General features: G+C 67.4%; 18 protein-coding genes. 9 read left to right on the forward strand and 9 right to left on the reverse strand.

Going from position 1 to position 21,686, the window contains the following annotated elements; translation table 11 throughout:
* Positions 1-299 (reverse strand): hypothetical protein (locus FKV25_RS07380; protein ID WP_425462615.1); only part of this gene is annotated, 299 nt, incomplete at its 3' end.
* Complete coding sequence (locus FKV25_RS07385) at positions 296-841, reverse strand: RNA polymerase sigma factor (RefSeq protein WP_425462616.1); 546 nt, start codon at positions 839-841, stop codon at positions 296-298. The genes FKV25_RS07385 and FKV25_RS07380, both read right to left, overlap by 4 nt.
* A gap of 282 nt (positions 842-1,123) precedes the next feature.
* Here FKV25_RS07385 and FKV25_RS07390 point away from each other — a divergent pair, with 282 nt between their 5' ends.
* Positions 1,124-3,997 (forward strand): EAL domain-containing protein, encoded by a 2,874-nt coding sequence (locus tag FKV25_RS07390; RefSeq protein WP_246071990.1) that lies wholly within the window; start codon positions 1,124-1,126, stop codon positions 3,995-3,997.
* A gap of 53 nt (positions 3,998-4,050) precedes the next feature.
* Here FKV25_RS07390 and FKV25_RS07395 read toward each other — a convergent pair whose 3' ends face one another.
* The 3 genes from FKV25_RS07395 to xseA form a co-directional block, all read right to left on the reverse strand.
* On the reverse strand, positions 4,051-5,784 hold the full coding sequence (locus FKV25_RS07395) for a vWA domain-containing protein (protein WP_141518148.1): 1,734 nt from the start codon (positions 5,782-5,784) through the stop codon (positions 4,051-4,053).
* Positions 5,785-6,034: 250 nt separating this feature from the next.
* The gene (locus FKV25_RS07400; RefSeq protein ID WP_246071992.1) at positions 6,035-7,459 is read right to left on the reverse strand and encodes an aldehyde dehydrogenase family protein; all 1,425 of its coding nucleotides are present in this window, start codon (positions 7,457-7,459) and stop codon (positions 6,035-6,037) included.
* Positions 7,460-7,681: 222 nt separating this feature from the next.
* Positions 7,682-9,013 carry an exodeoxyribonuclease VII large subunit gene (gene xseA, locus FKV25_RS07405; protein WP_141518149.1) on the reverse strand — a complete coding sequence of 444 codons (1,332 nt, stop codon included), beginning with the start codon at positions 9,011-9,013 and terminating at the stop codon, positions 7,682-7,684.
* 101 nt (positions 9,014-9,114) lie between these two features.
* Between xseA and FKV25_RS07410 the strand changes: the two genes are divergently transcribed.
* The 3 genes from FKV25_RS07410 to FKV25_RS07420 all read left to right on the forward strand — a co-directional run bounded on the left by FKV25_RS07410 (position 9,115) and on the right by FKV25_RS07420 (position 12,610).
* Complete coding sequence (locus FKV25_RS07410) at positions 9,115-10,458, forward strand: sialidase family protein (protein ID WP_141518150.1); 1,344 nt, start codon at positions 9,115-9,117, stop codon at positions 10,456-10,458.
* A 79-nt stretch (positions 10,459-10,537) separates the two neighbouring features.
* Positions 10,538-11,797: a flavodoxin-dependent (E)-4-hydroxy-3-methylbut-2-enyl-diphosphate synthase gene (gene ispG, locus FKV25_RS07415; RefSeq protein WP_141518164.1), complete on the forward strand. Its 1,260-nt coding sequence runs from the start codon at positions 10,538-10,540 to the stop codon at positions 11,795-11,797.
* A gap of 78 nt (positions 11,798-11,875) precedes the next feature.
* On the forward strand, positions 11,876-12,610 hold the full coding sequence (locus tag FKV25_RS07420) for a phosphatase PAP2 family protein (protein WP_246071994.1): 735 nt from the start codon (positions 11,876-11,878) through the stop codon (positions 12,608-12,610).
* A 176-nt stretch (positions 12,611-12,786) separates the two neighbouring features.
* On the opposite strand, the gene FKV25_RS07425 is transcribed toward FKV25_RS07420, so the two are convergent.
* The 4 genes from FKV25_RS07425 to FKV25_RS07440 form a co-directional block, all read right to left on the reverse strand.
* The gene (locus tag FKV25_RS07425) at positions 12,787-13,215 is read right to left on the reverse strand and encodes a type II toxin-antitoxin system death-on-curing family toxin (RefSeq protein WP_141518151.1); all 429 of its coding nucleotides are present in this window, start codon (positions 13,213-13,215) and stop codon (positions 12,787-12,789) included.
* A 15-nt stretch (positions 13,216-13,230) separates the two neighbouring features.
* Positions 13,231-13,452 carry an AbrB/MazE/SpoVT family DNA-binding domain-containing protein gene (locus FKV25_RS07430; RefSeq protein WP_141518166.1) on the reverse strand — a complete coding sequence of 74 codons (222 nt, stop codon included), beginning with the start codon at positions 13,450-13,452 and terminating at the stop codon, positions 13,231-13,233.
* Between the two features lie 117 nt (positions 13,453-13,569).
* Positions 13,570-13,782 carry a DUF4287 domain-containing protein gene (locus FKV25_RS07435; protein ID WP_141518152.1) on the reverse strand — a complete coding sequence of 71 codons (213 nt, stop codon included), beginning with the start codon at positions 13,780-13,782 and terminating at the stop codon, positions 13,570-13,572.
* Between the two features lie 151 nt (positions 13,783-13,933).
* A complete protein-coding gene (locus FKV25_RS07440) occupies positions 13,934-15,040 on the reverse strand; it encodes a TraB/GumN family protein (protein WP_141518153.1) in 1,107 nt (368 codons plus the stop codon).
* Between the two features lie 389 nt (positions 15,041-15,429).
* Between FKV25_RS07440 and FKV25_RS07445 the strand changes: the two genes are divergently transcribed.
* The 5 genes from FKV25_RS07445 to FKV25_RS07465 are packed head-to-tail and all read left to right on the forward strand — an operon-like array spanning position 15,430 to position 21,583.
* Complete coding sequence (locus FKV25_RS07445; protein WP_141518154.1) at positions 15,430-16,062, forward strand: HD domain-containing protein; 633 nt, start codon at positions 15,430-15,432, stop codon at positions 16,060-16,062.
* Positions 16,062-17,912: a type I restriction-modification system subunit M gene (locus tag FKV25_RS07450; protein ID WP_141518155.1), complete on the forward strand. Its 1,851-nt coding sequence runs from the start codon at positions 16,062-16,064 to the stop codon at positions 17,910-17,912. The genes FKV25_RS07445 and FKV25_RS07450 overlap by 1 nt, the downstream gene beginning before the upstream one ends.
* Complete coding sequence (locus tag FKV25_RS07455; protein WP_141518156.1) at positions 17,909-19,252, forward strand: restriction endonuclease subunit S; 1,344 nt, start codon at positions 17,909-17,911, stop codon at positions 19,250-19,252. Before FKV25_RS07450 ends, FKV25_RS07455 begins: the two co-directional genes overlap by 4 nt.
* Positions 19,249-20,658: a hypothetical protein gene (locus FKV25_RS07460; protein WP_141518157.1), complete on the forward strand. Its 1,410-nt coding sequence runs from the start codon at positions 19,249-19,251 to the stop codon at positions 20,656-20,658. Before FKV25_RS07455 ends, FKV25_RS07460 begins: the two co-directional genes overlap by 4 nt.
* Positions 20,651-21,583, forward strand: coding sequence for a DUF5655 domain-containing protein (locus FKV25_RS07465; RefSeq protein WP_141518158.1), 933 nt, complete (start codon positions 20,651-20,653; stop codon positions 21,581-21,583). The genes FKV25_RS07460 and FKV25_RS07465 overlap by 8 nt, the downstream gene beginning before the upstream one ends.
* Positions 21,584-21,686: the final 103 nt, after the last annotated feature.

Consider the following 21,686-nt stretch of genomic DNA (forward strand, 5'->3'; position numbering starts at 1 on the left):
CCTTCCGCCGCGGGCATGTGCAGGCCTTCCATCGGTCGCATCTGCCAGACCACGCCCAGCACCAGGGTCATCGAGGCCGCCAGGCCCAGGCCGGTGACCAGGCCACCGGCGCCACCGGACAGGCCCAGCCAGCGCCGGCGCGTGTTGCGGCGCGGCGCCTCGTTCAAGGCCTGGCGCGCGGCCGACATGATCTTCGCGTCCAGTTCGGGCGGCGGGCCGTCGTGCGGCCCGAGGCGCGCCAGGCGCGCGGCGAGGTCGCGCTCTTCCGCCGACAGGGGTTCGTTGGGATGGCCGTTCATGGGTTCAACCTCGTGCGCAGCTTCTCCATCGCATAGCGAAGCCGCGATTTGACGGTCTCCCGGCCCGCGCCGGTGATCTCGCCGATTTCCTCCAGGCTCAGTTCACGGGTGAGTCTGAGCAGCACGACCTCGCGCTGCTCCTCGGGCAGTTCTTCTATCGCGCGCTGCAACTGCCGACGCTGTTCGAACTCGGACAACTGCCGCTCGGGCGTGTCCGGGTCGGGGATCCGCGCCGCGCGCTCGTCGCCGTCCTCCGGCGCGGGTGGCCGGTGCTTGAGGCTGCGCCAATGGTCGTTGAGCCGATTGTGCGCGATCCTGAACAGCCATGTGCTGAATGCGGCCTCTGGCGTCCATCCCGCGCGCGCGGCGATGACCCGTTGCCATACGTCCTGGAAGAACTCGTCGGCCAGCGCCCGGTTGCGCGACTGCTGCACCAGGAACCGGTACAGGGGCCCGCGGTGCCTCGCGTACAGCCGGTCGAAGGCTTCGGCATCGCCGGCGACCCAGGCGCGCATCAGCGACGCGTCGTCCGGTTCGGTCATGCTGCGTTCGATCCCCGAGTCCATTGCGGCAAGGGTACGTTCAGACGTTGCCGACGGGAAGAAGCTGGTGCATTGTGTACGCACGCCAGGCAGCGGGGGCTGTCGGGCAAAGGGGAAGGCCAGGCTCATGGATGACCGAACGCACGAGGGCGCACTTCGGGGTTGCCCCCTGCGTTCGACAGGTCGTCCGCGCAGTAGGCCGCAGAGAGGCCCGGCGGGGGACCCAATGCGTAGAGGCTCGAGAAACAGGTGACGAACCATTCCGACGGGTCCGAGATGACGATGGCCGATGGCTCAGAAATGACCCCGGACGGATTGGCGCGGGCCCTCCGACAGACCCTGTACTGCGACGCCAGCGTCTCGATCTGCTGGACCACCCCCGGACGCCCGCACGTGCAGGCCGCCGGCGCGCCCATGGACCCCGACGAGGTCGAGCGCCTGCTGGAGGCGCAGGAAGACGTGGGCGACCCGAGGCGGATCGGCGTGTCGTGGACCGTCGAGGACGGGACCCGCGCGGCGATCGCCGCGACCCTGGGCGAACCGATGCTGCAGACCGCGCGCGAAGTCTGGCAGACCATGGCCAAGCGCCTGGTGGACGCCTACCTCGCCGCCGAGCGCGCGCACGCGCGCGTGGTGTCGCTGGAGAAATCCGAACGCCTGCAGCAGGCCCTGTACGGAATCGCCGACCTGTCGGGTTCGGACATGGACATGGGCGAGATGCTCCGCCGCATCCACGACGTGGTGCGCGGGCTGATGTACGCCGAGAACCTCTACATCGTGCTCTACGACGGCGAGCGCGGGACCATGCGCTTCCTGTACTTCGCCGACAACCATGACGCGTTCCAGGCCGATCCGGAGCTGGAGATCCGGGTCAAGGAGATGCCCAACAGCATGACCATCGCGTTGCTGCACCAGGACGAGGCGCAGTACGGGCCCTCCGAACAGGTACGGCACCGCCTGGGCGTGCCGCGCGACCCCAGCCACGGCCCCGACAGCGAGGACTGGCTGGGCGTGCAGATGCGGCGCGAAGGGCAGGTATGCGGTGCGCTGGTGGTGCAGTCCTACGAACGCGCCAACCTGTACGGCGAGGAAGAGCGCGCGCTGCTGCAGTTCGTCGCCCAGCACGTGCTCACCGCGCTCGATCGCCGCCAGGCCCGGGACGAGCTCGAGCGGCGCGTCGAGGAGCGCACGCGTGCGTTGCAGGTGAGCAACCGCGACCTGCAGGCCGAGATCGTCGAGCGCCAGCGCGCCGAGCACCTGCAACGCGCGCTGTTCCGTATCGCCGAGCTGTCGATCACGTCGGAGACGATGGAGCGCTTCTACGCCCAGACCCACGACGTGGTCGGCGAGCTGCTCTACGCCCGCAATTTCTACATCGCGATCGTCGAAGACGATACCCAGGTGCTGCACTTCCCCTACAGCGTCGACGAACGCGACATGGTCCGCTACAGCCGTCCCCTGGGCGATGGCTTGACCGAGTACGTCATCCGCAAGGGACAGCCCGTGCTGGCCGACGGCGCCCGCCTGGCCCGACTGGACGCCAGCGGCGAGGCGAAGCTGCACGGCGCGGTGCCGCACTACTGGCTGGGCGTGCCGCTGGTCCACGAAGGCGTGGTCGGCGGCGCGATCGTGGTGCAGAGCTACTCGCCGGCGATCAACTTCACCGAGCGCGACCAGGCCCTGCTGACCTTCGTCGCGCACCACATCAGCAACGGACTGTCGCGCAAGCGCGCCCAGGACCGGCTGGTCGCCGCGCACGCGGAACTGGAACAGCGCGTGGAGTCGCGCACGCATGAACTTGCGCAGGCCAACGCCGAGCTGCTGGAGCAGATCGGCGAGCGGCTGCGGGCCGAACAGCGCCTGACCTACCAGGCCCGCCACGATGCCCTGACCGGACTGCCCAACCGCAGCCAGCTGCTCGAGCGACTGGGCATGGCGATCAGCCGTGCACGACAATCGCCGGCATCGCTGTTCGCGGTGCTGTTCCTGGACCTGGACCGCTTCAAGCTGGTCAACGACAGCGCGGGCCACTCGGCGGGCGACGACCTGCTGGTCGAGGCCGGGCGCCGGATCGTCTCCGCGGTGCGCGACGACGACATGGTCGCGCGCCTGGGCGGCGACGAATTCGCCGTGCTGGTGGAAGGCGTCGATTCGCCGGCGGTGGTCGAACAGCTGGCCGGACGCATCCTGGGCGAACTCAGCTCGCCGTGCTGGGTGGCCGGCCGCGAAGTCTTCCCTTCGGCCAGCATCGGCATTGCCTACTGGAACCCGCACTACCGCAACGGCGCCGACCTGCTGCGCGACGCCGACGCGGCCATGTACCGGGCCAAGGCGACCGGCCGCGAACGCTGGGCAGTGTTCGACGAAGCCATGCGCGACCAGGCCGTGCGCATCCTCGACCTGGAAGCCGACCTGCGGCGGGCGATCAACGGCGAGGGCTTCGTCCCGTTCTACCAGCCGATCGTGTCGCTGGACGGCGGCGAGGTGGTCGGCCACGAGGCGCTGCTGCGCTGGCGACACGAGCGCCGGGGCCTGCTGGCGCCGGGTGAATTCATCGGCCTGGGCGAGGACAGCGGCCTGATCGAGGAGGTCGACTGGATCCTGTATCGACAGGTGCTCAAGGAACTGGCCGTGGCACCCGGTGCCAGCTACGTTTCCATCAACGTTTCCCCACGCCACTTCCGCGGGAACGATTTCGCCGAACGCCTGCTGCGCCTGATCGACAAGGAAAAGGCCGATCCATCCCGATTGCGGATCGAGATCACCGAGGTGGCGCTGCTCGACGACGCCCGCCATGCGATCCATATGCTCAACCAGCTGCGGGCGCACGGCGTGCTGGCCCAGCTCGACGATTTCGGCACCGGCTTCTCGGCGCTGTCCTACCTGCATCGCTTCCCGATCGAGTGCCTGAAGATCGACCGCAGCTTCGTGTCCGGGTTGGACACCGACGAGGAGCACGAGAGCGTCGCCGTGGTCCGCGCGATCCAGGCGCTGGCAGGCACCTTGGGGATCTACACGATCGGCGAGGGCATTGAGACACCCGAGCAGAGCCGGGTGCTTGGCGAACTCGGCTGCGAGCGGGGACAAGGCTATCTGTTCGGACGGCCGGCCGAGGCGCCGGTCTACCTGCCGCGGATCCCCGGCGGCCAGGCCTGAGCGAACCAGGCCACGCGCCCCCCGGGGACGCGTGGCCCTCGTCGCCGGATCGCTTACTCGCTGACGCGCGGCGCGCCGTCGGCACCGGCCGGGGCGACGATGGTCCTGGCGGTTTCCGCCATCGCGATGAAGTCGCTGCGCTGGCCCGAGCGGTCATCGCCACGCGCGGCGCGCGCATTGGCGAGCATCGCGTCCCAGCCCCAGCCATCGAAGTGCGTGCCGCCACGCAGGAGGTCGGCGAAGGCGGCCACCGAGGCGGCGAAGCGTAACGACGGGCTCGCGCCGGCAGACGCATCCGCGGCGCGGATCGGTGTCTCGATCAGGCGGCTGTCGTCTTCGCCCGGTCGCTTGTAGCGCAGGCGCAGGTGGGCGACTTCGCTGCCCAGCTGCGGGCTTTGAGCGGCCTTGCCGTAGCGCAGCGCCGGCAGGCGCTCGACGCCAGCGCCGACGGGGGTGATCTCGTACAGCGCGGTGACCTCGTGCCCGGCGCCGATGTCGCCGGCGTCGACCTGGTCGTTGTCGAAGTCCTCGCGGGCCAGGACGCGGTTCTCATAGCCGACCAGGCGGTACTCGGCGACGCGCGCCGGGTTGAACTCGACCTGGATCTTGACGTCCCGGGCGATGGTCAGCAGGGTCGAGCCCATCTCTTCGACGAGGACCTTGCGCGCTTCGTGCAGGCTGTCGATGTAGGCATGGTTGCCGTCGCCGACGTCTGCCAGGCGTTCGGCCATGGCGTCGTTGTAGTTGCCTCGACCGAATCCCAGGGTGCTCAGCGCGACGCCGCTGCTGCGCTGGTCGCCGACCAGGGTCTCCAGGGCGGCGCGATCGATGGTGCCGACGTTGAAGTCGCCGTCGGTGGCCAGGATCACCCGGTTCACGCCGTCCTTGACGAAGCCCTGTCGCGCCATCGCGTAGGCGAGCTGGATGCCTTCGCCGCCGTTGGTGCTGCCACCGGCCGACAACTGTTCCAGCGCGGCGAGGATCTCGCCCTGGCGATCGCCCGGGGTCGGCGGCAGGACCAGGCCGGCCGAGCCGGCGTACACCACGATCGAGACGCGGTCCTGCGGCCGCAGCTGGCGCGTCAGCATCGAGAACGCGCGCTTGAGCAGCGGCAGCTTGTCGGGGCTGTTCATCGAACCGGAGGTGTCGATCAGGAAGACCAGGTTCGCGGGCGGCAGCGTCGCCTTCGGGACCTCGTAGCCCTTGATGCCGATCATCAGCAACTGGCGCTTGGCGTTCCACGGTGCCGGCGCGAGTTCGGTGCTGACGCGGAAGGGGACCTGGCGACTCGTGGGCGCGGGATGGCCGTAGTCGAAGTAGTTCAGGAACTCCTCGGCGCGCACGGCGTTGGCCGGGGGCCGCGTGCCGTCGGCGAGCATGCCGCGCACGTTGGTGTAGCTGCCGGTGTCGACGTCGATCGAGAAGGTGGAGACGGGTTCCTCCACCGTGCGGTGGACGGGATTGTCCTCGATTCCGGCATAGGTTTCGGTATTGGCGGCCGGCAGTCCATGGGCAGGCTGCGGGGGCATGCTCGCGTACATCGCCGCCGGCGGCGGCGGTGGAGCCATCATCGGCATCGGGGGCGGGGCGTTGACGACGCGGCCGCGCGACACGGCATCGAGCTCGCTCCGTGCGGCCGTTCGCACCTCCGCGCTCTTGCGTTCAGCCATGGCCTGCTCCCGGGCCATGTCGGGTTCAGGCGGCCTGGCGTTCTGCGTGCAACCGGCGGCGAGACAGAGGGCGGCGATGCCGGCGGCCAGTGCGGTACGGCGGAACGTGCGGTTCATGGAGGGCTCCCGGGCGTCTTGCGTTGAGGTGATGACTTGAACGCATGGCGCGGGGGAGTGGGGTTGACCCGGGAGCGATCGCCCGGGACCAGCCCCGCCGAAGCTGCTGGTGTGCGGCCAGGACACCGGTCCTCATCCGGCAGGGCGGGCGCCGAGGCGGCAACGGACGGCGTCCGGTGCTTCGACGCCGCCCTCGTGCAGCGGCGGCAGGATGGCGATCGCCGGGCGACACGCTCCGGCAGGCCTGGCGTCAGCCGCGGATTACCAGCAGGCGCGGCTCGGTCATGTCTTCCATGGCGTAGCGGATGCCCTCGCGGCCGAGTCCGGAATCCTTGACCCCGCCATAGGGCATGTTGTCGACGCGGAAGCTGGGGACGTCGCCGACCACCACGCCGCCGACCTCCAGGCGGTCCCAGGCGCGCAGGGCGTGGTCGAGGCGGGCGGTGAATACGCCCGCCTGCAGGCCGAAATCACTGTCGTTGACCTCGGCGAGTGCGGCATCGAAATCCTCGAAGGGCTCGATGAACGCGACCGGCCCGAACACTTCGCCGCGATACAGCCGGCAGTCGTGCGGGACCTTCTCCAGCAGTGCAGCGGGCATCATGTTGCCCTCGCGCTCGCCGCCGGCCAGGCGCCTGGCGCCGCCCTTGCGCGCTTCGGCGACCCACGCCTCGATGCGCTCGGCCGCCGCTTCGCTGATGACCGGGCCGATGAAGGTGGATTCGTCGCGCGGATCGCCCATGCGCAGCTTCGATACGGCCGCCTTGAGCTTCTTGCGCAGCTTGTCGTGGATGTCGGCGTGCACGTAGATCCGCTGCACGCTGATGCAGCTCTGCCCGCTCTGGTAGTAAGCCCCGAACACCAGGCGCTCGACCACGTGGTCCAGGCTGGCCCCGGGATCCGCATCGACGATGCAGGCCGCGTTGCCGCCCAGTTCCAGGGTGACCTTCTTCTTGCCCGCGCGTGCCTTCAGGTCCCAGCCCACCAGGCCGCCGGTGAAACTCAGCAGCGCGATGCGTTCGTCCTCGACCAGTTGCGCGGCATCTTCGTTCGAGCAGGGCAGGACCGAGAACGCCCCCTTCGGCAGGTCGGTCTCGGCCAGCACCTCGGCGATGATCAGCGCACCCAGCGGGGTGTCGGCGGCCGGCTTGAGGATGAAGGGACAACCGGCGGCGATGGCCGGGGCGACCTTGTGGGCGACGAGGTTGAGCGGGAAGTTGAACGGCGTGATGAAGCTGCACACGCCGACCGGGACGCGCTTGACCATGCCGCGGTAGCCGCGCGTGCGCTTGGAGATGCCCAGTTCCAGCACCTCGCCACCGAGGCGGGTGGATTCGTCCGCGGCGATGCGGAAGGTGTCGATCAGGCGCGTGACCTCGCCGCGCGCATCCCTGATCGGCTTGCCGGCCTCGATGCACAGGGCGAGCGCGAGTTCTTCGCTGCGCTCGGTGAAGCGTCGGACGCAATGCTCCAGCACGGCGCGGCGCGCATCGGGCGGGAAGGCCGCCATCGCTGCCCGGGCCTTGTGCGCGGCAACGATGGCCTTGCGGATCGCGGTGGAGTCGGCGAAGGCAACGCGCGCCGCACGCTTGCCGCTGTACTTGTCCAGCACCTCCAGTTCGGTGTTGGCGCTGACGGGGCGATTGGCGAGGTAGTAGGGAAAGCGCTTCTTCAAACCAGGACCTCCGGAGCCGGGTAACCGCCGCAGACTATCGCAGCCGCCGTCGCGATGGCGTGGAACTTCTTCCAGTGTCGAAAGCGCCGGGGATGGCCGCATCCAGCAGGCGAGCCGCCGCAGCATGCGCCCCTTCGCCCGACCGTCATCCCAGCGAACGCTGGGATCCAGCCATTCCTGAGCTTCCTTGCGGCCGTCGAGACTCCGGACGCCGCAGGGAGCCTAGCGTCCCGGCTCGACGCGAAGGCGCAGCTCGCCATCGACCAGGCGCGCATCGAGGGTGTCGCCGGGGCGGGCGTCCAGGGCGCTGCGTACCACGCGGCCGTCCTCGTGGCGCAGGATGGCGTAGCCGCGCGCCACGGTGGCCAAGGGGCTGACCGCCTCCAGCGAACGGGCCAGTCCGCGCAATCGCAGGCCTTCCTGGGCCAGGCGGCGATCGAGCGCGGCACGCGTGCGCGGCGACAACGCGTCCAGGCGCTGCCGCAGGCGCTCGATCCGGCGCTGCGGATGGCCACTGCGCAGCGCGATCGAAGCGTGGCGCAGTCGTGCGCGCTCACGTTCCAGGCGCTGCGCCCAGGCCGACTTTAGGCGGCGCAGGGCTTCGGCCTGGCGTTGGCGCAGGGCGTCCAGTCGTGCCTGCGGGCGGAGCGCGTTGAGCCTGAGCGCCGCGCGGTCGCTGCGCTGCATGGCATCACGCAGGCGCTGGGCCTGCTGGCGCTGGATGCGCGTGGCCAGCACGCGCAGGCGCTGGCGCAGGTCGTCCTGGCTGGGCACCAGGAGCTCGGCGGCGACCGAGGGCGTCGGCGCGCGCAGGTCGGCGGCGAAATCCGACAGGCTGAAGTCGACTTCATGGCCGACGGCGCTGACCACCGGCACTTCGCTGTCGGCGACGGCACGTACCAGGGTCTCGTCGTTGAACGCCCACAGGTCTTCCAGCGAGCCGCCGCCCCGGGTCAGCAGCAGGACATCGTAGCGGCCCGACGCCGCAGCGCGGCGCAGCATCGCGGTGATCTGCGGCGCCGCGTCGTCGCCCTGCACGGGGACCGGCAGGACCTCGGGTTCGGCGAGCGGGAAGCGCCGCGCCAGGACGCTCAGCACGTCGCGCACGGCCGCCCCGGTCGGCGAGGTGATGATGCCGATGCGGCGCGGGAAGCGGGGCAGGGGCCGTTTGCGTGCCGGGTCGAACAGGCCCTCGGCCTCGAGCCGGGCCTTGAGGGCGTCGAAAGCCCGGCGCAGGGCGCCTTCGCCGGCCTCTTCCATGTAGTCGAGCACCATCTGGTACTCGCCGCGCGCCTCGTAGAGGGTCAGCCGGCCGCGCACGCGCACGTGCAGGCCCTCGCGCGGCTGGAACTTCAGCCAGCTGGCCTTGGGCCGGAACATCGCGCAGCGCACCTGCGCGCGCGCGTCCTTGAGAGTCAGGTACAAGTGCCCGGAGGCCGGCCTGGACACGTTGCCCAGCTCGCCCTCCACCCAGACCAGCGGGAAGCTGTCCTCGATCAGGTTGCGCGCCAGTGCGTTGAGCTGGCTCGGGGTGAGGGTGTCGGGCGTCGTCATGGGAGGGGAACCCTACACCCCGGCGGCGTCCCGGGCCAGCGCGACGACGACGCCCCCCGCCCGGGCTACCATGCCGGCATCGGAATCGAACGGGGACCGGCATGCACGACACACCAGCACGATACGGTCGGGGCGCGAGCGCGCTTCCATGGTGCCTCCTGCTGCTGGCGGGCCTGTCCGCCTGTGGCACCGGCAGCGCTCCCGAGGCCGATCGCGCCGCAAGCGCGCCGGCAGCCCCGGCGGCCTTCGAGCGCGTTGAAACACTCACCCTGCCGGCCGGCCCCGTCGCGTCGCAGCCGGACCTGGTGGCCACGCCCGACGGCGGCTGGCTGCTGGCCTGGATCGAGCCCGGCATGGGCGACGCGAGCGACGGCGAGTCCCGGGGCCATCGGCTCATGTTCAGTCGCACCCGGGCGGGCGAGGGCGACTGGTCGGTCCCGCGCGCGATCGCGCGGGGCGACGACTGGTTCCTCAACTGGGCCGACACCCCGCACGTGCAGGCGCTGCCGGACGGCTCGCTGTGGGCGCACTGGCTGCGCAGCACGGGTCCCGGGCGCATGGATTACGGCATCGACCTGGTGCGCTCCGGCGACGGCGGCGACACCTGGTCGGCGCCGACCCTGGTCAACCTCGCCGACTCGGCGGGCGACCACGGCTTCGTGAGTTTCTGGCCGCAGGGCCGCGACGGGCTTGGCATCGCCTGGCTGGACAGCCGACAGAAGGCGGCCGCCATCGCCGCCGGCGAGGCCGAAGCCAGCGACGATCCGCACCACGGCGGGGGCGCACCGATGATGCTGCGTGCGGCGGTGTTCGACGCGGCCGGCGAGCGCAGCGCGGAATGGCCGCTGGACACCTCCACCTGCGACTGCTGCACGACCGCCGCGGCGATCACCTCGCGCGGTCCGGTCGTGGTCTACCGCGGCCGCACCGCCGGGGAGATCCGCGACACCCGCCTGGTCCGTTTCGAAAATGGCGCCTGGACCGCGCCGCGCGACGTGCACGCCGACGGCTGGATGATGCCCGGCTGCCCGGTCAACGGCCCGGTCGTGGCCGCGCGCGGCGAGCGCGTCTGGGTCGCCTGGTTCACCCAGGCCGACGGGCCGCCGGAACTGCGCATCGCGCGCTCCGACGACGCCGGCGACAGCTTCGGCGCGCCGCTGACCGTGGCCAGGGGCGAACACGTACTCGGACGCGCGACGCTGGCGCTGGCCGGCGACGCGCTCCTGGTCGCCTGGCTCGAGGAGACCGACGCGCAGCGCCTGCAACTGGCCCGCTATGGCCTCGACCTTTCGGCCCCGCCCACGCGGCGCGAGCTGGCCCGCCTGGCGATCCGCGGCCGCGCCAGCGGCCTCCCGCGGCTGGCCGTGCAGGGCGACGAGGCCCGCATCGTCTGGACCGACACCGAGGGCGGCAAGCCGGTGCTGCGCGGCGTGCGCCTGCACTGAGGCCGCGACCCGACGGCGGGATGGCGAGCGCTCATCCCGGCCCGGCTACAATGGCGCCATGTCCCGCCCCGCTGCCACGATGAACGCCACGCCGCTGCCCTGCGCCACCCCCGCCTTCGGTCCTTCGCCCCGGCGCGACACCCATGGCGTGGCGATCGGACCGGTCCAGGTCGGCGGGGGTGCGCCGGTGGTCGTGCAGTCGATGACCAACACCGATACCGCCGACGTCGCCTCCACCGTGAAGCAGGTGGCCGAGCTGTGGCGGGCCGGGTCGGAGATGGTCCGGGTGACGGTCAATACCGTCGAGGCCGCCGCCGCGGTGCCGCGCATCGTCGACAAGCTGGCGATGATGGGGGTCGAAGTGCCGATCATCGGCGACTTCCACTACAACGGCCACCAGCTGCTCACCGCTGAACCGGCCTGTGCCGAAGCGCTGGCCAAATACCGCATCAACCCCGGCAACGTCGGCTTCGGCAAGAAGAAGGACAGCCAGTTCGCGACCCTGATCGAACTCGCGATCAAGCATGGCAAGCCCGTCCGCATCGGCGCCAACTGGGGGTCGCTCGACCAGGCGCTGGCGACGAAGCTGATGGACGAGAACGCCGCGCTGCTCAGGCCGCGCGATGCCGGCGAAGTGCTGCGCGAAGCCCTGATCCGCTCCGCCCTGGATTCCGCCGCGCGTGCGGAGGAGATCGGCCTGGGCGCCGACCGGATCATCCTCAGCGCCAAGGTCAGCGGCGTACAGGAACTGATCGCGGTCTACCGCGAGCTGGCCCGTCGGGGTCGCTACGCCCTGCACCTGGGCCTGACCGAGGCCGGCATCGGCAGCAAGGGCATCGTCGCCTCGAGCGCTGCGCTCGCGGTGCTCATGCAGGAAGGCATCGGCGACACCATCCGCATCTCGCTGACGCCCGAGCCGGGCCAGGCGCGCAGCAACGAGGTCATCGTCGCGCAGGAACTGCTGCAGACCATGGGCCTGCGCGCGTTCACGCCGATGGTCACCGCCTGCCCGGGTTGCGGCCGCACCACCAGCACCTTCTTCCAGGAGCTTGCGCAGCAGGTGCAGAACCATGTCCGCGCGAAGATGCCCGAATGGAAGGTCACGCATCCCGGCGCGGAGAACCTCACCCTCGCGGTGATGGGCTGCGTGGTCAACGGCCCGGGCGAGTCGCGCCATGCCAACATCGGCATCTCGCTGCCGGGCACCGGCGAAGCGCCCTCGGCGCCGGTGTTCGAGGACGGCGAGAAGACGGTGACCCTGCGCGGCGAGCACATCGCCCGTGAGTTCGTCGGGCTCATCGACGACTACGTCGAGCGCAAGTTCGGCGCGCGCGCCTGATCGGCGTGCTTGACGGCAGGCGCTCGCCCGGCGCGCTTCTCGCGCTTGCTTCAGGTTCGTCCGGCTAAGCTCGGGCGCATGCCTCCCGAAGACCGGATCTTACCCAAGGCACCGCCGCCCTCCGTCGCCATGCGGATGCTGGCGAGCGCGACCGCGGCCACCGTGCGCTTCATCGGCCGGCATTTCTGGCGACTGACCCTCGTCTTCGTCGGCCTGCTGCTGCCCTTGTGGGGCTTCGCCGAGCTCGCCGACGAGATCCACGAGCGCGAGACGGTGGCGTTCGACGAGCCGATCCTGCTCGGCCTGCAGGCCCTCCACGGCCCGGTGCTCGACCGTTTCTTCGTCTCGGTCAGCCACCTGGGCTACCTGTACGGCGTGGTGCCCTTCGACATTGTGCTGGTGGCCTGGCTGGCGGTGCGCCGGCACTTGCGCGAGGCGATCTTCGCCGGCATCGCCCTCGGCGGCTCGGGCCTGCTCAACCTGGGCACCAAGCTGCTGTTCGCGCGCGAGCGCCCCGACCTGTGGGCGTCGATCGCGCCCGAGCACAACTACAGTTTCCCCAGCGGCCATGCGATGGGCTCGATGACCCTGGCCTGGGTGCTGGTGCTGCTGGCTTGGCACACGCGTGCGCGGTGGTGGGTGGTCGCCGCCAGCCTGGCCTTCGCCTTCCTCGTTGGCCTCTCGCGGCTGTACCTGGGCGTGCATTACCCCACCGACATCCTCGCCGGCTGGGCCGCGGCCAGCCTCTGGGTCGTGTCGACCTACCTGGTAGCCTTCCGGTTCCGCAGGCCCTGGGCGCGGCTGGAGGGGTGAGCGGACGTCGTCGCGGGCCACGTGGCAGGTTCACTCGATTGCACTAGCGCGTGTCCCACCGTGCGAATCCTTCGCGTCGGTCGCGCGGACACGTCGGCTGAAAGCACTGGGCGCCCGGGAGGAAGAGCGGTCGCGGTGGGCCCGCGCGGGCCGCGCGCGAGGCCACGTCGGCTCAGTCAGGCACCCCCGTAGGCCCCGGCCGGTTCCAGCACGCGATCGGCGTCTGTCCTGACCCGCGCGCGCAACCATTCGGCGAAACCCGCCTCATCGAGGCTGCCGTCGGCGAGGGCGACCATTCGCAGGTATTTTTCCTCGTCGCTGGCAACGAGGTCCGCGCCGTTGAGCTTCAGGAATACGCGATAGCAGACGTGCGCGGTGCGCTTGTTGCCATCGACGAAGGGATCGTTGCGTGCCAACCCATGTGCGAGCGCCGCGGCAAGGGCGGCCAGGTCAGGCGGCGGTTCGCCGTAGCTGTGGGCCTGTACGGGTCGCGCCAGGGCGGATTGCAGCAGGCCCGCATCCCGGACACCGGTGCCGCCGCCGTGCTCGGCGAGTTGCCGCTCATGGATGGCCAGCGCCACGGGTTCACTGATCCAGACGATCATCCTTGATCACTCCGTTTACTGGGCGAGCTTGTGAAGGACGGTGCGGTCTTCACGCATGACCTGCTCCGCGACATCGAGTTGCGCTGCCAACTCGGGGTCGTAGGTGGTCAGCCGCACCCCGTCCGGGGTTTCCAGCGCATACAGCGCGTCGCCCTTGTCCAGGCGTAGCCGGGCCAGCAGCTCCTTGGGCAGGATGACGCCGGCGGAATTGCCGATGGTGGTGATCTTGAGCTTAATGGCAGGGCCTCCTTGTTATAACGAATGTTATACCCTGCTCATCCCCCGCCAATGCCGCCCGGCACCCGGCGGACGCCGTCGGTCGACACCTTCGCCCTGCGGCCCGTCCGACCCCCTTCAGCGACCACCGCGCCTGAAATGCGCCACCAACGCGTTCGCATGCCCATGGCCCAAGCCGTGCTCGGCTTTCAGGAAGGCCACCTGCTCCCCGTGCTTGAGCCCCTCGCGGCTGCCCAGCACCTCGAACCAGTGCCCCACCGGCTTCCCGTAGGTCTTCTCGATGGACGGGAAGTACGACGCCGGACCCTTGACCTTCTCGACGGTGCTCATGGTGTTCTCCTCGATCGACGCGGCGGGTCGCCGCCCATACCCCAACGACGGTCCAGGCCTTTAGGATTCGACATCGGGCTGCTCCACGCGTCGGGACGACAAGCAAACCACTGCGTTCGAGAGGGCCGCTTCAGTTCGGGTGCACGATGGTTCAATCGCGCGCGGCACGCTTGCCGGGCCTGTAGTCCAACGGGGTTGGAGGTGCCGGATCGGCGTTGGACAGTTCCCTGATAGCGTAGCCAAGGGCTTCAAGGCGGGCAGCCATGCCCTGGTGCATCAGGATGTCGCGGGCAGCGAGCGTGGTGAACACGGTGTCGTGGCGGGAGAGTGCATCGTCCAGTGCTTTCAACCACGCGGTGTCACTCATTCGATAGGGGTCGGGTACGCCGGCAGCCGTGGCGATCGCCTCATTGGTCAGTTCTGCCCAGCACTGATGGATTGGCGAATAGAGCGCCTCGGCGCTGCGGTAGCGCTCCAGATCGCCGGCGGCCCATGCATCAGCCGCGTTGGGTGAGAACTCCATGTAAGCCTCGAGATGGGCGAGTGTCTGCTTCAGGCATTCCACGTCGCGCGCCGGATTGACCTCGAAGGCCTTGGCGGCGAGCCTGCGGTTTCCAACTGGAATCGCATAGCGGGCATCGACCCGCTTGCGACCCGTTGCTTCCAGGGCATCAGCCAGCAGCTTGCCGACGATGGGTTCATCAGTAAGGCCGTGCTGCTGCATGGCGGCACCGTACAGCTCAAATGCTGCATACATCGGGCGAAGTTTCTCGATGCCGCGGTCGCTTCCAATGTACTTGTGCTTGAGGACTTGCCAGCGGGCATAGGTTTGCCCGTCCAACACTTGTTCAAGCGTCTGGCTGTCAGGATTTCGTTTTGCCTTTCGTATGGCGGACCATAGGGTGAGCCCTTGAAAGATCCCGCCACTATCGCCGGCAAGGATGCCCGGTGCCGTCAGGGCGATGTCGGATCGAGCCATGTACTGCTGGATCGTACCGCTGACGAGAACCGCATCTTGTGGCAGGGGTGTTTGCGTCCCCAGGACGATGATTCGTTTGGTGCCCCGAGTGAAAAGCCACAGTGGGGGCGACTTGCTGGGGGTTACGGTGACGACGTCCAGCAGTCGGGGCTCTGCAGTGGACGAAGAAGGCTTGGCCAACGCACCTTCGGGTGTTGCGTGGGGGGTGGCGGCCCCCGGAGAAAACATCGTTGCCAAGCACAAAGAAAGCCATAGTCTGCGAAGAAGCATGTCAAACATTCCTTGTTTGACTATTGTTTGGGCGACGGCATCGGACGATCAGTTCAAGCCATCCCAAAGCCGCAGCGTTCGTATTATAGGGTCCCATGAGGACTGAAGTTGAGGCGACTGTCCCTGTTCCACTGGACCTGGCGACGCCAATATGCCGGAGCCGGACTGCAGCCCTGCAGCGGGCCTCGTTGAGGGGGTAGGCGACGCGGCAAAAAATGGCTTGGGCCGGACAGGGTTCGGCGTTCGCGCAGGCCAGAAGATGGTGCTGAACCTCGCGGGGGCTTTTGTGTCCCGGCTGAGGAGCATTCTTGCCCGTCAAACAGGGATACTCTGGCCAGTCTCGTCCTGCGGGACGCGATCGGTGCATCATGTATGCGCTTGAACAGTCAGGGGACCCAATGACCGCACTTACCGACCGTTTCGCCCGGGCTGTCGACTACGCCCGCGTTGCTCACGCCGCCCAGGTACGCAAGGGTACCTGCGTGCCCTATATCACCCACCTGCTGGGCGTGGCCACCCTCGTTATCGAGGCGGGTGGTGATGAGGACCAGGCCATTGCGGGCTTGCTTCACGACACGCTCGAGGACTGTGGTGCCGCCCACGAGCCGATCATCCGGGCCCAGTTTGGTGACCGCGTGGCCGACATCGTCGTCGCCTGCACCGACGGCACCGCCGAGGCCAAGGCCGATCACGAGGATGCTGAGGCCAAGCGCCGCGACTGGCATGCGCGCAAGCACGCCTACCTCGCCCATCTGGCCGGGGCCTCCGCAGACGTCCTGCTGGTGTCGGCCTGCGACAAGTTGCACAACGCCCGGGCGATCGTCCAGGACCTCGAGGATCCCGGGGTCGGCGTGGCGGTGTTCGAGCGATTCAAGGCGGGGCAGGATGGTACGTTGCGCTATTACGAATCGCTGTGCCAGACCTTTTCGATCCATGGCGTCGGTCCGGTCGGCCTGCTGGATGCCGCTGTCCAGCGCATGCACGAACATGCGGGCCGGACCAAGCGCCTGACCCTGGAAGTCGCGAACTGATGAACCAAACCTCGCTTTCCGCCTTCATCTGGTCCGTCGCCGATCTGTTGCGTGGCGACTACAAGCAATCCGAATACGGCAAGGTGATCCTGCCGTTCACCGTCCTGCGGCGTCTGGACTGCGTACTGGCCCCCACCAAGGCCCAGGTACTGGCCGAACACCAGAAGAAGTCGGCGGCCGGGATCGAGCCTGACCCCTTCCTGCGCCGCATCGTCGGCGAGGCCGGCTTCTACAACACCAGCCCGCTCGACCTGCCGACACTGCTGGGCGACCAGGACCACATCCGCCAGAACCTGCATGCCTATGTCGAGGGCTTCTCGAAGGACGCGCGCGACATCTTCGAGCGCTTCGACTTCCAGGCCCAGGTCGAGCGCCTGGCCAAGGCCGACCTGCTGTACCTGGTCACCGAGAAGTTCGCCAACATCGACCTGCACCCCGACCGCGTGGACAACGCCCGCATGGGCCACGTGTTCGAAGAGCTGATCCGCAAGTTCGCCGAACTCTCCAACGAGACCGCCGGTGAGCACTTCACCCCGCGTGAAGTCATCCGCCTGATGGTCAACCTGATTTTCATCGAGGACGACGACGTGCTCACCCCGGGCAATGCCGTGGTCCGCACCGTCTACGACCCGACCGCCGGCACCGGCGGCATGCTGTCGGTGGCCGCCGAGCACCTGCTCGAGCACAACCCCGCCGCCCGCCTGACCCTGTTCGGCCAGGAGCTCAACGACGAGTCCTACGCCATCTGCAAGGCCGACATGCTTATCCGCGGCCAGCACGTGGGCAACATCGTCGCCGGCAACACCCTGGGCGACGACGGGTTCCCGCAGAAAAAGTTCGACTACATGCTCTCCAACCCGCCGTTCGGCGTGGAGTGGAAGAAGGTCGAGAAGGCCGTGCGCGCCGAGCACGAGCAGAAGGGCTTTGACGGCCGCTTCGGCCCCGGCCTGCCGCGCGTGTCCGACGGTTCCATGCTGTTCCTGCTGCACCTGGTGTCGAAGATGGCGCCGGTGGTGGACGGCGAGGGTGGCAGCCGCTTTGGCATCGTCCTCAACGGCTCGCCGCTGTTCACCGGCGCGGCCGGCGGCGGCGAGAGCGAGATCCGCCGCTACGTGCTGGAGAACGACCTGGTCGAGGCCATCGTCGGCCTGCCCACCGACATGTTCTACAACACCGGCATCGCCACCTATGTGTGGATCCTGTCGAACAAGAAGCCCGCCGCGCGCCGCGGCCGCGTGCAGCTGATCGACGCCAGCGGCTTCTGGCAGAAGATGCGCAAGAGCCTGGGCAGCAAGCGCAAGGAAATGAACGACGCGCACATCGCCACCGTCACCCGGCTGTTCGGCGACTTCGCCGAGGCCGAGCAGGTCAGCCTGCTCGACGCCGCCGGCCAGCCGCAGGGCGAACCGCGGCTGGTCATCGCCGGTGAGGCCCTGCCGGAGGTGCCCGAGGGCGGCCGGCTCAAGCGCGTCCCGGTCTCACGGATCTTCCGCAATGAGGACTTCGGCTACACCACCATCACCGTCGAGCGCCCGCTGCGCGACGACGCCGGCAAGGTCGTGCTCGGTCTGAAGGGCAAGCAGAAGGGCAAGCCGCAGCCCGACAGCAGCCTTCGCGACACCGAGAACGTCCCGCTGGGCGAGGACATCCAGGCCTATTTCGAACGCGAAGTGCTGCCACACGCCGCTGACGCGTGGATCGACGAGGCGAAAAGCAAGGTCGGCTACGAGATTCCGTTCAACCGTCACTTCTACGTCTTCGAGCCCCCGCGCAGCCTGCAGGCGATCGACGAGGACCTGAAGGCGGTGTCGGCGAACATCATGCGCATGCTGGAGGCATTGGCGGAATGAGCTTGCCGAGGTACGGGGAGTATCAAGACAGCGGCCTCGATTGGCTTGGGCAAGTGCCGGCACATTGGCCGATAAAGCGCATCCGTTTTGTAGCCGACCTCAATCCGTCCAAGTCAGAGCTCGTTGGCATGGATAGATCGACTGAAGTGTCGTTCTTGCCGATGGAGGCGATTGGTGACGACGGCTCGCTCAGTCTGGAGCGCACTCGCGCCATCAGCGAAGTGGAAACGGGCTACACCTACTTTCGAGAGGGCGATGTCACGATCGCCAAGATCACGCCTTGCTTCGAGAATGGGAAAGGTGCCCTGATGCAGGGGCTTGCGAAGGGCGTTGGTTTTGGAACGACTGAGCTTATTGTCGCCCGGCCCAAACCATCCCAGGTTCAGGGTCCCTTCTTGAACTGGACGTTTCGATCCCCCAATTTCCGCGCACAGGGTGAGGCAAGCATGTATGGCGCAGGAGGTCAGAAGCGTGTACCGGACAGCTTTGTCCGTGACTTGGCGTGGTCGTTTCCACCACTGGACGAACAGGCGCAGATCAGTGCCTTCCTCGACCGCGAAACCGCCAAGATCGACGCCCTGATCGCCGAGCAGGAAAAGCTCATCGCCCTGCTGGCCGAGAAGCGCCAGGCCACCATCTCCCACGCTGTCACCAAGGGCCTCGACCCCAACGCCCCGATGAAGGACTCCGGGATCCCTTGGCTGGGCGAAGTGCCCGCGCATTGGTCAATCAAGCGCCTCCGCTTTGTGGCTGAGCTGAACCCGTCAAAATCAGAGCTTGCAGACATCGACCGAGAGACCGAGGTTTCCTTTCTCCCTATGGAAGCAATCGGTGAAGACGGCTCCATCAACCTGGAGCGCACGCGTCCTTTCGCCGAGGTCGAAACTGGTTACACGTACTTTCGCGATGGCGATGTCACTCTCGCCAAGATCACGCCCTGCTTCGAGAATGGTAAAGGGGCACTCATGCAGGGCCTCGAGGCTGGCATTGGATTCGGAACGACCGAGATAATCGTTGCCCGGCCCAAACCATCTGAGGTTCTCGGACCGATGTTGAATTGGATTTTCCGCTCGCCCGGCTTCCGAGCACAGGGTGAGGCCAGCATGTACGGCGCCGGCGGTCAGAAACGAGTGCCTGATGACTTCATTCGCAACTTCGTAGGGGCCTTCCCGCCGGCCGACGAGCAAGAGCGAATTGTTGCTTTCCTCGATGGTGAGTTCGGGAAGTTTGTTGCTCTTGGCGACGGAGTGGGGTGTGCGATTAGGCTGCTCAAGGAACGCCGATCTGCGCTCATTGCTGCCGCCGTTACCGGTAAGATCGACTTGCGGGGTGTCGTATGACGGATACATCGGAAGCAGAGTTCTATCTGATCGATACCGACGGAAACCGGCGGATTCCTTTCAAGCAGCGCAATCGTGAAGATGGCCGCTACGGCTTCTCGATCTTGCCACCTGGAAAGGGCAATGATCCGTCCTCGGCGGAGTATACGGAGGACGTCGAGGATCTCATTCGACGCGTGGTGCTGGATCGGCAGTTCGTGCGTGCAAGGGTTGACGGAGGTGCACATGATGGGCAGCCAAACACGGTCGGGCTTGGCCGGCGGCGAGTCCATGACTACTGGATCGCTCCGCACTTGAGTCACTTGGTTTCAGGAGTCGCCGACGTGGCGGTGCCGGAGACGCCAAACTTCGATGCCGAGGCCCGCGCATTTCTGGACGGCTTCCTGGCAGCTGATAACCCACAGTTGGTGCGCTGGCTGCCTCGCTATCGCCATACTCTGGATACCGTCCGTGATGCCATGGAGCGGGATGCCCCAGAGACAGTGTTCGAACTGGTCTGGAAGTCTTTCGACAACGCCGTCAGCAATGCCGGGCGGGGCATCCTGGGCTTTGAGACGGCGGAGCGCTGGCGCGAGCCGCTGATCGAGATGATTGGTGATATCGGCCGCGATGGCACTGCTGCCCAATTCGATGACTTGCTGACGCGACTTGAGCAGTGGAAACGGGCCGGGGACCTGCCCAAAGTGCCTCGCCTGTTGTTGGCCCGCGCGTTTGCCGCCATCCATCCGGAGCGATATCACACCACTGTGGATGTGACCAAGCAGGACAGCATCCTCCCTTGGTTCAAGGCGCATACCGGGTTTGTTGTCCCATCCGGCAACTGGGCAGCAAGGGCGCAGGCGCTCACCGCCCACCTTGACCAGAGCGGGATGTTCGAGGGCAATCTGGAACACCGCAACATGTTTCCGTGGTATGTCTTCGAGCAGCTGCGTGACGCCAGTGGTCGTGTGCCCTTCCGGCATGGGCACGTGTCTCGTTCCCCTTCTGGCCGTAAGACTAGCTCCGAACAGATCCGTAGCGTCGAGTACCGGCAGAACGTAATCCAGGACCGGCTGGTTGCCCAGCTATGTGCGACCTACGGTGACAGGGCCGTTGCCACTGAACATCCGACCGGAACCGGTGGGCGCGCCGATGCCTTGCTGCGTCATGACGATGGTTCGTTGGAGTTGTATGAGATCAAACCGGCGGCAACGGCTCGGGAGGCGGTTCGGCAGGCTGTCGGTCAGTTGCTGGAGTATGCGTTCCGGCGCAATGGGCTGCAGCCGAAGGCGTTGCATGTGGTATCCGACGCTGTGTTGGATGATGTGACTGAGGAGTATCTGCAAGTGCTTGAACAGCGATTCGGACTTCGATTTGGCTATCTGCACGTGGCGATCAGCACGAGTGGCGAGGTGGACGGTGAGTGATATCCAGTTGTTCCGCCTGGTCGCCGGTCAGGCATCCGAACTACCCGGCCGTGCCGCCGCCATCGAGAAGCAACTCCAGGCGCTGATCGAAGCCCAGATGCCGACGTTCCTCGGCGTCCGCTTCCTGGCCAGCGAGTACGCCACCGGCAAGACCCACAAGGGGCGTATCGATTCGCTCGGCATCGATGAGAACAACTGCCCGGTCATCGTCGAGTACAAGTGCCACAGCAACGAGAACGTCATCAACCAGGGGCTGTTCTACCTGGACTGGCTGCTAGACCATCAGGCCGAGTTCCGCTGGCTGGTGATGGAGCGCTTGGGCAAGGAGGTTGCCGACGCCATAGACTGGTCCGGCACCCGCCTGCTGTGCATCGCGGCTGACTTCACGCGCTACGACCAGCATGCCGTGCAGCAGATTCCCCGAAACATAGAACTGCTGCGCTACAAGTTGTTCGCCGACGATCTGTTGCTGCTTGAGCTGGTGAATGCGGTCAGCGTCGCCGACGCGACGGTTGCCAAGACGCCCGAGGGCAAGGGCGGTGCCGCCGCAACCAAGCCCAAGAGCAGCGGCAAGGACAAGAGCGCGGAGGAACAACTTGCGCAGGCACAACCGGTGATCCGCGAGCTGTACGACTCGCTGGTCGGCTACCTCAATGCGCTGGGCGACGATGTACAGGAGAAGCATCTCAAGCTCTATACCGCCTTTCGCCGCTTGAAGAACTTCGCCTGCGTGATCCCGTACCGCGACAAGCTGCTGGTGATGCTCAAGCTCGACCCCGACAGCGTGGCACTGGAGGAGGGCTTCAGCCGCGACACGCGCAACATTGGCACGTGGGGGACAGGTGATCTTGAGCTGACACTGCGCACCTCGGCGGACTTGGACAAGGCCAAGCCGTTGATCGATCGCAGCTACAACGAAAGCTAATTCACCCATGATCAGAGTTGGCAGTCCCAGGGCAAAGCCGGCTCGGACAGCACGGATTGCTGCAAGCCACGCCGGAATTGCATTTGCGTTGCTTTTTGAGCAA

Origin of the sequence: Marilutibacter aestuarii, from assembly GCF_006546775.1 — a bacterium.
In the GTDB taxonomy this organism is placed as follows: Bacteria; Pseudomonadota; Gammaproteobacteria; order Xanthomonadales; family Xanthomonadaceae; genus Marilutibacter; species Marilutibacter aestuarii.

Bases quoted from the DNA above. Each gene is read 5' to 3' on its own strand.
- FKV25_RS07435 (WP_141518152.1), bottom strand. From the start codon at position 13,782: ATGAGCACCGTCGAGAAGGTCAAGGGTCCGGCGTCGTACTTCCCGTCC.
- FKV25_RS07410 (WP_141518150.1), top strand. From the start codon at position 9,115: ATGCACGACACACCAGCACGATACGGTCGGGGCGCGAGCGCGCTTCCA.
- FKV25_RS07390 (WP_246071990.1), top strand. From the start codon at position 1,124: ATGGCCGATGGCTCAGAAATGACCCCGGACGGATTGGCGCGGGCCCTC.
- FKV25_RS07395 (WP_141518148.1), bottom strand. From the start codon at position 5,784: ATGAACCGCACGTTCCGCCGTACCGCACTGGCCGCCGGCATCGCCGCC.
- FKV25_RS07450 (WP_141518155.1), top strand. From the start codon at position 16,062: ATGAACCAAACCTCGCTTTCCGCCTTCATCTGGTCCGTCGCCGATCTG.
- FKV25_RS07445 (WP_141518154.1), top strand. From the start codon at position 15,430: ATGACCGCACTTACCGACCGTTTCGCCCGGGCTGTCGACTACGCCCGC.
- FKV25_RS07460 (WP_141518157.1), top strand. From the start codon at position 19,249: ATGACGGATACATCGGAAGCAGAGTTCTATCTGATCGATACCGACGGA.
- FKV25_RS07440 (WP_141518153.1), bottom strand. From the start codon at position 15,040: ATGTTTGACATGCTTCTTCGCAGACTATGGCTTTCTTTGTGCTTGGCA.
- FKV25_RS07425 (WP_141518151.1), bottom strand. From the start codon at position 13,215: ATGATCGTCTGGATCAGTGAACCCGTGGCGCTGGCCATCCATGAGCGG.
- FKV25_RS07420 (WP_246071994.1), top strand. From the start codon at position 11,876: ATGCCTCCCGAAGACCGGATCTTACCCAAGGCACCGCCGCCCTCCGTC.
- xseA (WP_141518149.1), bottom strand. From the start codon at position 9,013: ATGACGACGCCCGACACCCTCACCCCGAGCCAGCTCAACGCACTGGCG.
- FKV25_RS07455 (WP_141518156.1), top strand. From the start codon at position 17,909: ATGAGCTTGCCGAGGTACGGGGAGTATCAAGACAGCGGCCTCGATTGG.
- ispG (WP_141518164.1), top strand. From the start codon at position 10,538: ATGAACGCCACGCCGCTGCCCTGCGCCACCCCCGCCTTCGGTCCTTCG.
- FKV25_RS07385 (WP_425462616.1), bottom strand. From the start codon at position 841: ATGACCGAACCGGACGACGCGTCGCTGATGCGCGCCTGGGTCGCCGGC.